Annotated in this window: 11 protein-coding genes and 2 pseudogenes; 4 read left to right on the forward strand and 9 right to left on the reverse strand. The window is 62.8% G+C overall.

Annotation, left to right across the window (positions count from 1 at the left end):
- Window positions 1–232 precede the first annotated feature (232 nt).
- The 7 genes and pseudogenes from EN852_RS16980 to EN852_RS17010 all read right to left on the reverse strand — a co-directional run bounded on the left by EN852_RS16980 (window position 233) and on the right by EN852_RS17010 (window position 8,200).
- Window positions 233–2,701, reverse strand: a pseudogene (locus EN852_RS16980) (S8 family peptidase).
- A gap of 17 nt (window positions 2,702–2,718) precedes the next feature.
- On the reverse strand, window positions 2,719–3,705 hold the full coding sequence (locus EN852_RS16985; protein ID WP_126057775.1) for an ATP-binding protein: 987 nt from the start codon (window positions 3,703–3,705) through the stop codon (window positions 2,719–2,721).
- 355 nt (window positions 3,706–4,060) lie between these two features.
- Window positions 4,061–6,031 (reverse strand): relaxase/mobilization nuclease RlxS, encoded by a 1,971-nt coding sequence (gene rlxS, locus EN852_RS16990; RefSeq protein WP_024505648.1) that lies wholly within the window; start codon window positions 6,029–6,031, stop codon window positions 4,061–4,063.
- A 178-nt stretch (window positions 6,032–6,209) separates the two neighbouring features.
- On the reverse strand, window positions 6,210–6,893 hold the full coding sequence (locus tag EN852_RS16995; RefSeq protein WP_024505647.1) for a lytic transglycosylase domain-containing protein: 684 nt from the start codon (window positions 6,891–6,893) through the stop codon (window positions 6,210–6,212).
- Window positions 6,881–7,429: a S26 family signal peptidase gene (locus tag EN852_RS17000; protein ID WP_024505646.1), complete on the reverse strand. Its 549-nt coding sequence runs from the start codon at window positions 7,427–7,429 to the stop codon at window positions 6,881–6,883. Before EN852_RS17000 ends, EN852_RS16995 begins: the two co-directional genes overlap by 13 nt.
- Window positions 7,426–7,695 carry a helix-turn-helix domain-containing protein gene (locus EN852_RS17005; protein ID WP_024505645.1) on the reverse strand — a complete coding sequence of 90 codons (270 nt, stop codon included), beginning with the start codon at window positions 7,693–7,695 and terminating at the stop codon, window positions 7,426–7,428. Before EN852_RS17005 ends, EN852_RS17000 begins: the two co-directional genes overlap by 4 nt.
- Window positions 7,696–7,876: 181 nt before the next feature.
- On the reverse strand, window positions 7,877–8,200 hold the full coding sequence (locus EN852_RS17010) for a DUF736 domain-containing protein (RefSeq protein ID WP_024505644.1): 324 nt from the start codon (window positions 8,198–8,200) through the stop codon (window positions 7,877–7,879).
- A 1,010-nt stretch (window positions 8,201–9,210) separates the two neighbouring features.
- Here EN852_RS17010 and EN852_RS17015 point away from each other — a divergent pair.
- The 3 genes and pseudogenes from EN852_RS17015 (at window position 9,211) to groL (ending at window position 11,635) form a co-directional block, all read left to right on the forward strand.
- Window positions 9,211–9,558 (forward strand): hypothetical protein, encoded by a 348-nt coding sequence (locus EN852_RS17015; RefSeq protein WP_063169239.1) that lies wholly within the window; start codon window positions 9,211–9,213, stop codon window positions 9,556–9,558.
- A 62-nt stretch (window positions 9,559–9,620) separates the two neighbouring features.
- A pseudogene (gene groES, locus EN852_RS17020) lies at window positions 9,621–9,914 on the forward strand (co-chaperone GroES); the annotation flags it as partial.
- A gap of 65 nt (window positions 9,915–9,979) precedes the next feature.
- Window positions 9,980–11,635 carry a chaperonin GroEL gene (gene groL / locus EN852_RS17025; protein WP_126057772.1) on the forward strand — a complete coding sequence of 552 codons (1,656 nt, stop codon included), beginning with the start codon at window positions 9,980–9,982 and terminating at the stop codon, window positions 11,633–11,635.
- 157 nt (window positions 11,636–11,792) lie between these two features.
- Here the strand turns inward: groL and EN852_RS17030 are convergent, their stop codons facing one another.
- Window positions 11,793–12,794 carry a zincin-like metallopeptidase domain-containing protein gene (locus tag EN852_RS17030; protein WP_126059319.1) on the reverse strand — a complete coding sequence of 334 codons (1,002 nt, stop codon included), beginning with the start codon at window positions 12,792–12,794 and terminating at the stop codon, window positions 11,793–11,795.
- Window positions 12,795–13,405: 611 nt separating this feature from the next.
- Between EN852_RS17030 and EN852_RS42360 the strand changes: the two genes are divergently transcribed.
- Complete coding sequence (locus EN852_RS42360; protein ID WP_245454735.1) at window positions 13,406–13,975, forward strand: hypothetical protein; 570 nt, start codon at window positions 13,406–13,408, stop codon at window positions 13,973–13,975.
- A 6-nt stretch (window positions 13,976–13,981) separates the two neighbouring features.
- On the opposite strand, the gene EN852_RS17040 is transcribed toward EN852_RS42360, so the two are convergent.
- Window positions 13,982–15,181 (reverse strand): cation:dicarboxylase symporter family transporter, encoded by a 1,200-nt coding sequence (locus tag EN852_RS17040; RefSeq protein ID WP_306462679.1) that lies wholly within the window; start codon window positions 15,179–15,181, stop codon window positions 13,982–13,984.
- Window positions 15,182–15,470: the final 289 nt, after the last annotated feature.

The following is a 15,470-nucleotide window of genomic DNA, read 5'->3' on the forward strand; positions in this document are numbered from 1 at the left end:
TCAGGTAAGCGATGTCTCGGCCGCCTAAGCAGACGCGCACCTCTCCGTAGACGCAGGGGGCGCGGCTTGTGGGCGTGACCATGGGCGCCATTATGACACGCTTGGCCCGCTCCTTTGCCGGCCTATCGTCCTCCGCGCATGATCCCGTGCCGACGTGATGATCCAGCACCAGCCGCCATGGCACCAGAGGCTGGTCAAACCTCCGTTGTTGGCCGGTTTGGACAGTGCTGCATCAGGTCTCGACCGACGTCTCGACAGTCAGGGCTGCTTCGACGGGTGTGAAGATGTCAACATCGACCCCAGGCGCCCGAATCGTCACAATCAGGGCGTACCGAGCCAGAGCGTCGACGCGTTCCAGGTAAGGCTTCTCCTTCCACCAGCCCCCGACCGGGAACACGCCGATCGCGTCACGCTCGGCGAGATCGGCGGCGCTGCCCGACCAGAAATCGGCGTGCAACGAGCCGCGATCGCGGAAGGTGCCGAGCAGCCACTCTTCTCCGCCTCCAGCAGGCGCCCCTTCCTCCTCGTCCCGAGCGGCCTGATTGATGCGGGCTCGGAATTCGTCGACTGTCTCGGTCGCTGACTTTACTCTGAACCGAAGACCATGGGACGCGTAACGATGCCGGCGGGTCCATCCGCGTTCACCGGGGTTGGGTTCGATGAAATAGGACAGCGTGACGCGGAGCTCGACCTGGGCAGCGCCGAGCGCCGCGAGCTGCTCCTTCGGCCAAGGCAGGCGATGCAGCTTCATGTCACGCGTTTTGGCAGCCGCGCCGCCCTCGCGCTGGAAAGGCTGAAGCTCATCTTCAACGATAAGCGTGAGGTCGTTCACCGTTGACAGAAGCGCGCGCCCAAGATCTGGCACGCCGTAACCATAGCGCCGCACGAGCGCCTGGATCTCGCCCTTCGCTCCGTTGCACGCATCGATGCGTGCGCGCATCGCCGGAGTCCATTCGGCCGAGTGGACGATCAGGGCGCGAACCGATTCAGGCCACAGCTCGGGGCGCGCTGATAGAATTAGTCCCGCCATCCGTGCGGCATGGGCCGTTGCCGCGCTCGTATCTCCGAGGGTGGTGAAGTGGCGCAGTTCGGGTCGACAGAAAGTGGTCAATATCTGCAGATCGTCGATCGGCTCGCCGGGCAACACACCGTCATGGGCGAGATTGCCGCCTTCGAAGACGACCTCGGGCTTCACCGGCCACTGCCTGTCCCAAACGACCGAAGTGCGACTGCGCGGCGAGAGCTCGCCGACCGGCGCGATCGGAGCGTAGCCCGAAAAGTCGGTGTCAATGATATCGACCTTTTCTGTGAAAGCGCCGACCGTCAGCGCATTCCAGGCCTGAGAAGGATCATCGACTGCTTCCAGATCGTTGCGCGTCAAATGCTCGGCCGGCATGAGGTCATCGCCGATGTTGCCGGCAGAGAGAACGATCAAGCGTCGCTGTTCCTCTTCGAAACAGAGTTGGTCGATAGCGGCAGACCACGATGTGGGCCTTCCACGCGCCGGACTGGCGCTTGTCACAGCCATTGCGATCGCGCGGCGGCGCTCCGGCGCCTGCACCTCGGCGCGGGCGATCGCTTCCGCGGTGATCGCGCCATAGAGTTCTGGATCGTTTGCCTCGTCTTCTGGCGGAAGGATACGAACACTCTCCAGCCGAAAGGGCAATGGAACTGGATCGCCTCCGACCAGGAGCGGGACCAGATCACCGTACAGGCCGACACCTGCCATTCGCGTCCCGTGGCCGCTCCACGCAGGTGTGTCGTCGCTGCCCCATGCCGGTTTGACGGTGTGCCAGTCTTAAACGGCAAGTGCGGGTTCGATCAACGGGTGGGTGCGACGCACGCCGCTGTCGAGAATGCAGACCGCAATATCGGATTGAGGCGGTCTGACGCGCCCGAGAAGCTCGTCGCTCCAGTCCCTTTGCTCCGCGCCGCCAAGGCCCAGGAAGAAGGACGGCGTATCCTTCGCGCGCCGCAGCTCGGCGACGACATCGCTGTGCGCAATCATGCGGTCGAGCATTGCCGTGCTGGCGAGGGCCAGCATGACCACCCGCTCCGGAAACCTAACCGCATGCGTGCGCAAAGTGATGTTCAGGGCTTCGGCAATGTGCTCGAAGTTCTCGCGGCGACCGTCGCGCAGCCAGACTTCCCACCACACCTGCTCGTCAGCGGCCTGGGGGAAGAGGTCGTCGTGGTCGGTAAACAACGATCGTGCAGTCGCCAGCCTGACTGTCTCCATGCGGGAGACGAGCGGCTCGTTGCGCGGTCTGCCGCGGTCAGTATCAACGTCTCGATACGCCTCGACTTTCCGCAAATAATAGGCTTGCGCGCTTTGCGGCAGGAACACCGACGCTGTGATGGGAGCACCGGGTTGAGTTGGCTCATGGACGGCGACCAGCTCCATGTGCTGGCGACGATCGGCCAACTGGTCGAGGGCCGCCCGTCCGGACATGGGCAGATCGATCGCGAGGTAAAAGCCAGGCGTGCCGACCGACAGCTGGGGGTCACGCGCCGCAATCTGCTGGCGTGCACTTTCGACCGCTTGTTCGATGGATTGCGTCAAGGCCGCAGCATGCGACGCCCGATCACGCGCCGGCAGCGGCGGTGCATGTATAAGTTGGTTGGGCCGCCGATAGGCTTCCCGAATGCCGTTGTTGCGAAGGTGGATATGGGCGCGGTCGCGCGGAAAATCGTCTGCCATTATGATCTGTGCTGTCGCTACTCAAACAGCGACGCCTGCCGGCGTTCCTTCAGAGCGTCGATGAGCGCTTCCGAGGTGATCCGCTTCCCCCCCCGCAATATGATGGTTTTTGCAGCGTCGTCGGCCGCGCGCGTGATCTCGGCCTGCGACAGTCTCTCTGCCTGAGAGATCGCCTCGTTCCAGGCAAGCCCTCTGGTGTCGAAGCGGTCGAGTCGAGCCCGAAGCAGCGCCTCTATAATCGGCCGATCGGGCACGGCGTATTCGATGACATCGTCGAAACGGCGGAACAAAGCTCTGTCGAGCAGCTCGGGATGATTTGTTGCCGCAATAATCAGGCTGTGGCTGTCGTCTTGCTCGAGAAACTGCAGAAACGAATTCAGCACGCGCCGAATCTCGCCAACATCCTGGCGTTCGCCTCGACGCGCGCCGATGGCATCGAATTCGTCAAAGAAGTAGACGCCCCGCGTCGCCTGCATTGCATCAAAAACAAGCCGCAGCTTTCCGGCAGTCTCTCCCATGAACTTGGTGATCAAACCATCGAGGACGATCGTGAAAAGGGGCAGATGAAGCTCCCCGGCCAATGCCGATGCGGTCATCGTCTTGCCTGATCCTGGCGGGCCGACCAGAAGCAGTTTGCGACGGGGAACAAGCCCGTGCTCGCGCAAGCTTGCTTGTTGGCGCTGCTCTCCCAGCACGCGGTGCAGGCGCGAGCGCAGACTGTCCGGCAAAATCATGTCGGTCAGTCGCAGGTCCGGATAGCGCACATGCAGGAGCCCTGCGAGCTCGCCCTTTGGCTGAAAAAGGGGAACCGGCCGACTGCTCTTGACAATCCGGGCGTCCCTGCTCTTGGCTGCGTCGACCAGATCCTTGAGCTCCTGAGCAAGCTTACCATGGCCTTGACGTGCCTCATGCGCAGCAAGCTGCATCGCGATAGAGAGGAAACGATCCTCGTCGCCGGCAATGTGGCTTTTAAGCAGCGTCACGATATGGCGGGCCGTGGTCATGGCTCTCTTCTGGGGTATCCGTTTACTTGGCGAAGCGCATGCAACCTAAACGCTTTCAACGGCGATTTGTATCGCGCAATGGTGTTTTTTCTCTTGTCGATGTTCGCCCGTGGCAACTTCAGCGGTGAACTGTTGCGCCGCGGTCATAGGCCAGCCGGAATAACGCCGGCCAGCAGACAACAGTCCGCATCTTCGAGCGCTCGAAGTCTGGCCACTCACGCAGCGTGTCGGGTCCGAACGCTCCAAAGCCGCCCCGCCTGGCAGGTCCATGCGACCGATTGCGGGCGTGCGGCCATAAGGTCTACGCGGGCTCGCATGGCTGCCCGCGCCGCTGGCTAAAAAGCTGTACACCATCTCACGAAACACCAGGTCCGCTCCTTTGCCGGCCGACGGTCCATGAAATCCCCTCCCCACTTACGACACCGGAGACCTCCTTGCCCACATGGCGCTCAAGCACCGGCCGCCATGGCACCAGCGTGAACTCGCGCGACTTTTCAACGACGGCATATTTTCCGCTGGCAAGCTCGACGGAGCGGCGGAGCGTACCCTCTACTCGTCCTCCGGATCGCGCTTCGGCATAGGGCAGGCCAAGTTCCTCCGACAGTTGGCCAGCAACACGGTTCAGTTCTCGCTGGCGCAGGATCGAAAGCATGTTGGCTCGATAGACGATCCCATCCTGTTCTTTATGCGCGAGGCCTTGCGCGATCAGCCACTGCCGCCGGCGAGCTTGCGCCTCTCTCACGTCGCGGCCGAAGCCGGATCCGTGCAAAGGCTCGGGTCTATCGGCAACCAGCTCCCGGTCGAGCCAGGTGGCGCCGTTGAAGCTGACCTGTCGCTCCAGCGCCATTGAGGAGAGCTTGTCGGCAACGACAGGCTCGGCCCTGGCCCGCTGGCCCTCATAATTCGCGACGCGATCGAGATGGTCCGGCGCGATGAGCCAGGTGCCGTTCGGCTCTCGCTCGACGCCGCCGGTCGCGCGGCGGATCGCCTCCAGCCGCCGCACATGCGTTCGCGCAAAGCTCTCGGTGGCGGATGGGTCATGCTTCAGGTGCATATCGACGTCGTAACGGCCGCCATGCGCGGCGGCGATTTCGGCGATGGTACGATCGACCTGCCTCGGCTCGGTGTTCCTTGGCGCGACACGCACGATGCAGCCATTAGGCATCGTTTCCATCGCCTCGCCTCTACCGATGTTGATCCAATGGCTCTTACCGTCGACGGCGTCGACGATCATGTAATGGCGGTCATTGATCTCGTCGGCCAGTCCACGCGCGACAACGCGACCGACGAGAGACTGGACGGGCTCGCCGGATCGATCGTGGATCACCCAGTCGGCGGCCCTGCGGGCAAGCCCCTTGCCGGTCAGTTCGCGGTGCATGGTCTTGATGATGTCGCCGCGTTCGCCGGTGCGGCGCAGCGTGGCTTCGAGCTCATCGTCGAGGCGCCAGGAGCCAGCGCCGACCTCCGCGGCCAGACCCATCCGCTCGAGCTTGCGCAGCCGTCCCTGGTGCAGCGTCTGGCGAATGGCGTCGGGACCGCCCGGCGAGACCAGGCCGTCATCATCACGCATGCTGAGCAGCCGACGGTCGATGCTGGTGAAGCGTTCCTGCTCCATTTCCCGGCGCAGGCGAAGCTCAATCTCGCGGTCGGTTCGCGGACCGAGATCGAGGCTGACCAGCTCGGCCGCCCGCTCGCGGATGCCAGATGAGATATATTCGCGCGCGATGACCAGGTTCTCGCCACGGTCGTCCCTGCCACGGACGATGATGTGGCTGTGCGGGTGGCCGGTGTTGAAATGATCGACCGCGACCCAGTCGAGCTTCGTGCCGAGGTCTTCCTGCATCTGCGCCATGAGCCGCCGCGTCAGCGCCTTGAGGTCGTCGTACTCGATGCCGTCTTCGGCAGCGACGATGAAGCGGAACTGATGGCGGTCGCCGTCCGCGCGATCGATGAACGCCTTGCCGTCGACGCGGCCGCTGTCGGCGCCGTAGAGCTCGCCAGGTTCACCTTCGCGGGTGACCCCGTCGCGCTGAAGATAGCGTAGATGGGCACGCGCCCCGTCCGCGCCCTTGCCGGCGAGCTTGACGACCCGCGCCTTGACGATCACCCGGCGCTGGCGGAAGGCGGCATACCGGTCGCGCGATTTCAGCAGTGCGGCGGCCGCCCCGCCGCGCCCTGTCCGGCTTCCTGTGAAGCGACCACCGCGTTGCGGCCGGCCGCCAGCCCGGTTGATCGCCGCACGAACCTGGCCGGCATAGCGTTTGCCGGCCTTCGAGCCGCGCGACCCGATTTTGCCGAGCTTCGGCCTGAACTCGTCATCCTTAATGCGAGCCTCCCAGACATATCAAGCAAAATCAGACACTTACACGTCAAACCCTCTTGGCACCGGCGGCAGCCTCCCGGAAAAACGATGTGCAGACAAAGATTTAACCGCCTCCTGGAGGCGGTACCTTTATCTTGCCTTCCGCGCCCAGCCCCGCCAGACGCGCCCCCGTCCGCCATGGCTAACGCACCGGCTCCTTCGGCTGCGCGCCGTCCTTGCCGAGCGGCACGAAGAGATCGCCGTTTCGCACGCCTGAGTGAACACCGTCATGAATGAAGAACAGCGACCGTCCGAGAGGAGCGATTTGCGCCTTTGGAGCGACAGATTGGCTTTCGAACGCCTCGATGTCGGCCGCCGAAACTCCGGCCGCCTTGAGTTGGTCGAGGTACTCGACGGTCTCTTCTGGCAGCGGTTTGCCACGCTTCAAATGCTCGTCGTAGCGCTCGGGACCGGCATTGTAGGCGCCAAACAGGCCAGGAAATCCGAAGCGGTCATACATGGCACTGAGATAGGCCGTGCCGGCCAGGATATTGTCGCGCGGATCGTGGGGGTTAGGCCCAAGGCCGTGTTCGACCCGCATCTCTTCATAGGTGCCGGGCATCACCTGCATGAGGCCCATGGCGCCAGCGGGGGAGGTGATGGGGCGGCCGCCGCGCATTGTCTTGCCGCCGCTTTCGGCAGCCATGACGGCATAGATCCAGGCTTGGGGAATATGGAAGCGCCGGCTTGCTTCCGATACCAACGTCTGCCACTTTCGCAGCTGCGGACTTTGGGAGATGGCGACCGGCTCAGCGCCGGTCGAGGCGGAACAGGCGCATGGCGCAATGGCGATCATGCCCAACAAGAGGAGGGTCACTCGGTCCATAGTGGTACGAGCCTCCCGATGACATTTTGAGTGGGAACAGGCCCGAAATAGCGGCTGTCGAAGGAGCGGTTTTTGTCGCTGCCGAGCAGGAAAACCTCGTTATCCCCGAGCGCTCGGCAGCCGTTCCACCATGGCAAAGGTCGGCCTTCGGCGTCGATTTTGAGCCGGCGCGCGACGATGTCGCCGCCGATGATGATGGCGTCATTGAAGGCGCAGACATTATCGTCCGGCAGCGCTGCAAGACGTTTTGCCAGCGGCACATTGCGAGGCAGATAGCTGCGCTCGGCGGCGAGATACGCCGCGTATTCAGGCGGGCGCACGAGCACGAGATCGCCACGCGCCAGCGCTCCCGCAGCGATGCGGTAAAGGCCGATCGGCGCGCTGGCCGAGGCGTTCCAGACCAGCCAAGGGGCGGGCTTTCCCAGCGCCGTGAAGCCCAAAAGACCGAGACCGGCCGCGGCCAAGGCGACCGTCTTACGGGCTCGAACACGCCTCAGGCGGCTGCCGATCAGATGGATGGAAGGGCGCCGCCTCATGAACGGCCTCCCGTGCCGCCCTGGCCGGAACCGGCCTTGCCATCGCCGGCGATGGAGTGCTGCGGGTGTCCTTTCGACCAATGGTCGAGTTCGTCGATGTGATAGCGGACATAGCGGCCGTGCTTGCGGAATTTCGGGCCGCCGCCCTTGAGCCGCATCTTTTCGAGCGTGCGCTGGGAGAGCCCGATATAGAAGGCGGCTTGGGCTGTGCTGAGAAACGGGCTGCCCTTTTTCGCGCGGGCCGCGCGTTCGTTTTCGTCGTCCATGATGATCCTCGTTTCGCTTCGGACAAGCGAGGGCGAGGATGGGCGAGGGAGATCGTCTCGGGGACGGGCGAAGAGTCGGGGGAGAGTTTTCGCCGCCCTTTAGGGCGGACGGGGTTTGGGTGGAACTCCTGGGAATGAGCCCCGCGCCGGGGCTGCGGCGCGAGGCTCTTATCTCGGCCGGTCAGTCGGCCGGGTTCCAGATGATGGCGTAGGTGTCGTGATCGTCCTGGCCGGCGGCTCGGCCGAGATTGGCGTAGAGCTTGCGCGGTCCGAACTCCGGCGCTGCAATCGACAGGCTCACATAATCCTTGCCGGAAGTCTCGCCGGTGCGGATCCAGCCAGCGCCGACTTCGACCCCTTGCGTAAGCACCCGGAAGTCGGGATGGTTATCGGCGCTCTTGGCCTGGTTGGGGACGATATCGATGTCGGCGCGGACGCTGAGCGTCTTGAACTGGCCCTTGTAGGCGCCGTTTTCCTGCTTGTTGACGTAACCGATCGCGGTCATTTCGAAGTCTCCTTTTGTGGTTTCGCCGGGGACCATCCCCTGCGATGGCGCACCGTAATGGGCGCGTCAGGACCGCCTGAATCCGACAGGGCCGCAGCGACAGTGAAGGACCCGAGCGGGCAGCTTTTTTGTGAGCGAAGCGGCGCGAGGAAGCCGCCGCAGGCGGCGGGGAAAAAAGCTGATGGCGCGAGGGTTTCGGGCGGCCGGACCCGCCCATAGGTCGACAAGCCAGCCGCAGGGATGGTCCTTGGAGAGAGCATGGAGACCGCTCGCCAAGTGCGGTCTGTCAGCCAAGCAGGACGCCGGGATGAAACGGCCTGCAAAGATGCTGCGCCCTTATGCCGGATCGAGATCGTGCCAGCGGGTCGGGCGCCAGAGCAGACATCCGGCATGGTGCGATCTATGAAAGCAGGGCTCGCCAGCGGGAATTTGATACGCGAGGGGGCCAAAGTAAGGCTGGATGAGAAGCCGGTGCTACCTGCAGGTCCAGTGTCATGTGGCGGCGCTCGGGAAACCGCTACGCAATGTAACGCGCTCTTATGAGGCGAACAGACCGGCCCCAAAACCGATCGACCGGTGGTCGGCGCGAAACGCGTCATGCCTGTCCGAAAGCTGACAGTGGCAGAAGACGCATGTCGGGTTCCGCACAATTGACCATGCTGGATTTGTGAGGTTTTCAGGGAGAGCCATGCGTTCACTTCCCAGTGAGCTTTGGCACGGCATTTGCTCTTGATGTGGCAACACGGATCGAAGGTTGACTGCATGCACAAGCGCGAGATGAGCAATGCTCTCCTTTCCTGGAGGCTTGGCAGCAGATTCGATTTGACGTTGCGAGGAGCTTCAGCCGCTCGCGGCGGAAGTGATCTCAAATCTGAAGGCACCGTTGGGGCCGCAGCCATCAAACACATCTTTCTCTTTTTCGCAGCTCGTCTTCAACGCGATGCGGACTTCTTCGCGTCGACGGCGGCCGAAGGTGGAGAAGGGGCTCGACTTGCAAAAAGGAGTTGTCAATGACGTCTTACGTTCGCACCAACAGCCCGGCGCAGGTGCGCTCACTGTCCACCTTTGGCAAGCATCTGCAAAGGAGCGTGCTGACGGCGACGCTGCTTGCCGCGGCTTCGACGGGAAGTGAAGCGCAGCCCTATGTTCGTGCTGACGGCAGCACGACTGACGACTTGGAAGCGGCGCGAGCAAGTTGGCGTCATGACGCCGAATTCAATGGAAATGTGGGGCTCGCAGCCATCAACGCGGATGCCGCGTATGCGTTGGGTTCCACCGGGGAGGGGGCCAGAGCTCCTCGCCTGCCCTCGTCCGTCTTGACGAGTGCCCGCTTACAGCCTACCTCACTATCGCGTTAGCACTCGTCCATCGCGAGTGCTAACAAAAACCCCTCAACAGCGCACCAGGGAAAAATCCGAAAATGGCAAAGTCGAAGTTCCGCCCGCTGCATGACCGCGTGGTCGTTCGCCGGGTCGAATCCGAATCCAAGACCGCTGGCGGGATCATCATCCCCGACACGGCAAAGGAAAAGCCGCAGGAAGGCGAGATCATCGCTGTCGGCTTCGGCGCTCGTGACGAAGCTGGCAAGCTGGTCCCGCTGGACGTCAAGGCCGGCGACCGCATCCTGTTCAGCAAGTGGTCGGGCACGGAAGTCAAGCTCAATGGCGAAGACCTTCTGATCATGAAGGAATCCGACATCATGGGCATCATCGGCTCATATCAGGCCCTTTCGTCAACTGAATTCCCGGGCTCGATTGAAGCCCCTGCCAGGAGCTAAAAATGGCTGCCAAAGACGTAAAATTCTCCCGCGATGCCCGCGAGCGCATGCTGCGCGGTGTCAACATCCTCGCTGACGCGGTGAAGGTCACGCTCGGCCCCAAGGGCCGCAACGTGGTCATCGACAAGTCGTTCGGCGCCCCGCGCATCACCAAGGACGGCGTCACCGTCGCCAAGGAAATCGAGCTTGAGGACAAGTTCGAAAACATGGGCGCGCAGATGGTCCGCGAAGTTGCTTCGAAGACCAACGACATCGCTGGCGACGGCACCACGACCGCGACCGTTCTGGCGCAGTCGATCGTCCAGGAAGGCCACAAGGCCGTTGCCGCCGGCATGAACCCGATGGACCTGAAGCGCGGCATCGACCTCGCGGTAACCGACGTCGTTGCGACCCTGATCAAGAACGCCAAGAAGATCAAGACCTCCGAAGAGGTTGCCCAGGTCGGCACCATCGCCGGCAACGGCGATGCTTCGGTCGGCAAGATGATCGCCGAAGCGATGCAGAAGGTCGGCAACGAAGGCGTCATCACGGTTGAGGAAGCCAAGACCGCCGAGACCGAACTCGAAGTCGTCGAAGGCATGCAGTTCGACCGCGGCTACCTCTCGCCCTACTTCGTCACCAACGCCGACAAGATGGTTGCCGAGCTCGAGGACGTCTACATCCTCCTGCACGAGAAGAAGCTGTCCAACCTCCAGGCCATGCTGCCGGTTCTCGAAGCCGTCGTGCAGACCTCGAAGCCGCTGCTCATCATCTCGGAAGACGTCGAAGGCGAGGCTCTGGCCACGCTGGTCGTCAACAAGCTGCGTGGCGGCCTGAAGATCGCCGCCGTCAAGGCGCCGGGCTTCGGTGATCGCCGCAAGGCCATGCTGGAAGACATCGCCATCCTCACCGGTGGCCAGGTCATCTCGGAAGACCTCGGCATCAAGCTCGAGAACGTCGGCCTCAACATGCTCGGCCGCGCCAAGAAGGTGTCGATCTCCAAGGAGAACACCACCATCGTCGACGGCGCCGGCAAGAAGGCCGAGATCCAGGGCCGCGTTGCCCAGATCAAGCAGCAGATCGAAGAGACCACTTCGGACTACGACAAGGAGAAGCTGCAGGAACGTCTGGCGAAGCTCGCCGGCGGCGTTGCGGTGATCCGCGTCGGCGGTGCGACGGAAGTCGAAGTCAAGGAAAAGAAGGACCGCGTCGATGACGCCCTCAACGCGACCCGCGCGGCCGTCGAAGAAGGCATCGTTGCTGGTGGTGGCGTCGCGCTGCTGCGCGCTTCGGCCAACATCAAGGCCACCGGCGTCAATGCCGACCAGGCCGCCGGCATCAACATCGTGCGTCGTGCGCTTCAGGCTCCGGCCCGCCAGATCGCGGCCAACGCCGGTGCGGAAGCATCGATCGTTGCCGGCAAGATCCTTGAGAACAAGGGCGCGACCTTCGGCTACAACGCCCAGACCGGCGAGTATGGCGACATGATCGCCATGGGTATCGTCGATCCGGTCAAGGTTGTCCGTACGGCTCTTCAGGACGCGGCCTCGGTCGCCGGCCTGCTGGTCACCACCGAAGCCATGATCGCGGAGGCTCCGAAGAAGGAGTCGGCTGGCGGCGGCATGCCTGGCGGCATGGGCGGCGGCGGCATGGGCGGCATGGGCGGCATGGATTTCTAATCCAGCTCTGGCAGCTTTCGCAACGAGAGGGCGGCATCAATGCCGCCCTCTTTTTTTGCGAACCTCGGTCCGATGAACGATCGACGCCAACGCCGGCCATCGGCGTTAGGGCAACCTCAAAAGAACTGTCGAGTTGGTTGCGCGCGGCTTTGCGTCATCAGAGGCGCAAGGCGGTCGCGTGTGAGGATTGCGCGCTCCCATAGGCGGTTTCGGCATGTGCCTCGCCTTCGACATCGACATTGCGGCCAAGCAGGAAATCGGCGGCTTTCGAGGCATGGCTTGCGGCGCGGAAGATGGCGCGGTTGTCCTCGCGCAAAACCGTCAGCCATGAGCCGATGTAGTCGGCATGGCGCACGCTCGGCTCGATGCCGAGACTGCTGCAGATGAAGGCTGATGCGATTTCGGCGACCAGTTCCTCGCGCGCATAGGTGTTGGACCCGAAGGAGCCGGACAGGTCGCGCGCGAGTCGCCTCGGGTGGCCGGTCCAGTGTCCAAGCTCGTGAAAGCAGGTCCGGTAATAGTCGATCTGGTGGAAGAAAGCCGGCTGCGGCGGCACCTGTATGGTGTCGCTGCCGGGCATGTAGAAGGCGCGCTCGCCGCCGATGCGAAAATCAGCGCCGGTTGCATGAATGAGCGCCTCGGCCTGCGGGACCATCTCGCGCTCAGGCAGAGGCTCGCCGGCGGCGTAAAGATGTTCGGGCAGATTATCGCACTGCGCGACATCGAAGACGGTGAAGCGCTTCAGGAAGGGCACCGCCTGCGGTTCGTCGCCATCGGTGTCGGCGCGTTGCTTTTCGTTCTTGGGAACAAAGCGGTCAGCGTGAACGATGGTGGTGCCGTGCTCGCCCTTCCTGACATTGCCGCCAAGCGAAAGCGCCTGCCGGAAGGTGAGCCAGTTCTGGCTGGGGAAACCGCGCTCGATGACCGCGCCCCACAGGATCAGGATATTGATGCCGGAATATCGGCGCTGGGTGGCCGCATTCCGCGGCAGGCCGAGGCCTGTCCTTGCCCTGCCCCACGGCTTGACCCATGGCACGGTGCCGCGCTCCAGTTCGGCAATGATGCGGTCGGTGATTTCCTGATAAAGGCTGGCGCCGGTGCGCCCGCCACTGTCTGCGCCAGCCTGTCGGCTGCCGCAACGTTTGTTGTTTGCACGCATCGTGATGTCCTCCGCTCTACAATCGCGCGCCCTCCCCGGAAGCGGGGTGGGCGGCAAAAGCGACCGGAAAGGCCCGCCGTCGGAGGCGGACTGCATCAGCAGGACCGGAACGGAGTGGAGGACCCGAAAGCGACAAGCGAAGGGTTGCGGGACGCCGCGGCGGGCCTAGAAGGGAGTGCTGCCCACCCTGCGCCAGGGGGAAGGCCACAATAGAAAGACGCCGGCCGACAGGCCGGCGACCGTCAGCAGCCGAAGGCTGCCCCGCGCCAGGGGGCGATGCCGCAGGGCCAAGACCGCCTGAGCTTGCCGAAGAAAAGCGGGCTCGGTTCACGAGCACCCGGCCAGCGACTTCAGGCGCGGGCGCTCAGGATTGTTGTTGGCGCCCACGGCAGCTGGATGACCGCAACAAGATTACGAGGAGCGACAGCAAAGCCAGCTGCCACAAACGGCACGCTCCGGCAACAACAGCGTGGCCGGTCTACAGATGCTGCCCCGCACGAGAGCCAGCACGCTTTGAGCGCGCATCGGCGATGCAAGCGTTGCAAGCTGGCCATGTCCACAAGGTCGGCGACCACTATATCGCCGACCACCAACGCGGGCGTACCGTCTAAGTGCAGACCTTTCGCGAGTGCGCGGACCGCGCATTTCATCTGCGATGGCCGGATCTTGCATTCCCGCTTGAGCTGCTCAACGTCAAGGCCTACACGCGCTGCGATCTTGAGAGTGACCCTTCAACTGGGGGAAATCATAAGGGCGCGGTGGAATTCGTCGAACTTTCCCTGTTTTCTCGAGGCGAGTGCGGCGAAGGCTGGGAATTGGGAATCCGGTCCCAGGACCGGGAACTGTTTGATCACAAGCTTCAGATTGGGTTCATGCTTGAAGGCTTTTTGGTAGTTGATATCAGCCAGTCTGCAATGCGGACAGTTGTGGTAGTCATTGAATATGACCAGAACGGCATCGCCTTGCGGGTTGCCGGCGATTGGCGAAGGAGATCGTTGTCGAATGCGCCGCTCCACTTTTGCCTGTCGGTCGACCACGCCTGCCGGTGCAGGTTCGCGCTATATTGGCTCGCCAGCAAGGCGAGGAGTAAAAGAAGAGCTGCGACAGTGATGGCAGTCGGCTTAGACATGAGTCTCCAATCCATGGACGGCGTGGCAGCAACGGCCGCCTTTTTGGTGTAAAATGGGTCAGTTTTGATCGTGCCCCGCAGTTGCTACAGGCGCACAGGTGCCGGTGCGATCTGGCGGTTTCTCAAATACGGCTTTGCGCCATCGGGTCCACCCCAATAGCTGAGCGTCGTTCGCACGGGGAATTGTGTTCACCACGCCGGGCGACTTGACCGTCCACCGCCGGAGCGCTGAACGGTCCGCTAGTGAGGCGCTCCCCGAATCGTCGTTTATCCCGCTCGCCCCGGACCGGGTGACAGCCAGCGTTGCCGCTACGCTGCGGAGAAAAACCGTCAGCGCGTGGCATTCGGACATAAGCTGATCGACGCCAAGAATAAGCCCCACGGAGGTGACCGGTGCGGCCGGAACAAGAAAGAGCGTTGCAGCCATTGTGACGAGGCCTGCACCGGTAATGCGGGTTGTTCCGTTCGAAGGGAACAATGCGACAAACAGCATGAGGATCCGGCAGCCGATCGGGAGATCAGTTTTCGTCGCTTGGGCGATGAAAAGGGCGGCGAGCATCATATTCGTGCCGTCCAGATTGAATGGAATGAGACCCACGACCGAATGCGTGGCGCCGGCCCTTTCCATCTTCTCCATGAGCGAGGCCAGCGCGGCCTCTGAGGAGGACATTGCGAGCAGCAGCTCGTCCTTGATGTATCGGACGAGAGAGAAGAGCGAGCGGCCGTTGTAGCGGCAGACCGCGCCGAACAGGACCGAGAGGAACAAGACTTGCAGGATGTCGCCTTCCGCGAAGGCATTGGCAATCGTTGACGGGATGATGTTCATCAGGAAGCTGGTCACGGACTGCTCGTGAGCCGTGGCCACATAGCCCTTAACGGCTTGGACATCGAGCGAGGCCGGATCGATGTTGAGGCCGGCGCCAGGCTGAACGATATTCGCGACAATCAGCCCGACAACAAAAGCGAGCGTCGAAAAGGTGAGAAAATAGACCATCGCCTTGGCGGCAACTCGGCCGACCTTCTGCAGATCGCTCATGCCGGCAATGCCGGTCGCCATTGTCAGGAAGATGACAGGTACGGTGATTATCTTGACGACATCGACGAAGGCATCGCCGAGCGGCTTCAGGCTGTGGCCGGTCTCCAAATGGAAATAGCCGATTGCGGCACCCAGGATTATGGCGGCAAGTACCTGCACGTAGGTCCGGGCAAAATGGCGCTTGCGGGGCGCTGCGATCGCGCGGGGAACTCTTGGAACCAACACCGTCTCTCTCCTTGACCGGATCGGGGTGGGGCTCCTCCCTCTCCCATGCAGTGCTCCGGTCGAACGCTGCGCCCACTTCGGCGCAAACGATGTGCCAAATAGCAAAGAGGGGAAAACGCGCAGGACCTCACGCAATGCTTGCGATTCGCTCTCCCACACTCGTGCAGTGGTTGCCTGTCGCAACTATGGAAGGGTCGATTCTTGGGAACTCCAAAGGCCGCTCTTTGCGTCGAGCAGCTTGGCTGCCTGGAAGGTTCCCTCTTTGCCTTGCGGTCTGCGAGCTGAG

Origin of the sequence: Mesorhizobium sp. M2E.F.Ca.ET.209.01.1.1 (assembly GCF_004010375.2) — a bacterium.
GTDB lineage: Bacteria > Pseudomonadota > Alphaproteobacteria > Rhizobiales > Rhizobiaceae > Mesorhizobium.

Bases quoted from the DNA above. Each gene is read 5' to 3' on its own strand.
- EN852_RS16985 (WP_126057775.1), bottom strand. From the start codon at position 3,705: ATGACCACGGCCCGCCATATCGTGACGCTGCTTAAAAGCCACATTGCC.
- EN852_RS17030 (WP_126059319.1), bottom strand. From the start codon at position 12,794: ATGCGTGCAAACAACAAACGTTGCGGCAGCCGACAGGCTGGCGCAGAC.
- EN852_RS16995 (WP_024505647.1), bottom strand. From the start codon at position 6,893: ATGGACCGAGTGACCCTCCTCTTGTTGGGCATGATCGCCATTGCGCCA.
- EN852_RS17010 (WP_024505644.1), bottom strand. From the start codon at position 8,200: ATGACCGCGATCGGTTACGTCAACAAGCAGGAAAACGGCGCCTACAAG.
- EN852_RS17015 (WP_063169239.1), top strand. From the start codon at position 9,211: ATGACGTCTTACGTTCGCACCAACAGCCCGGCGCAGGTGCGCTCACTG.
- groL (WP_126057772.1), top strand. From the start codon at position 9,980: ATGGCTGCCAAAGACGTAAAATTCTCCCGCGATGCCCGCGAGCGCATG.
- EN852_RS17005 (WP_024505645.1), bottom strand. From the start codon at position 7,695: ATGGACGACGAAAACGAACGCGCGGCCCGCGCGAAAAAGGGCAGCCCG.
- EN852_RS17000 (WP_024505646.1), bottom strand. From the start codon at position 7,429: ATGAGGCGGCGCCCTTCCATCCATCTGATCGGCAGCCGCCTGAGGCGT.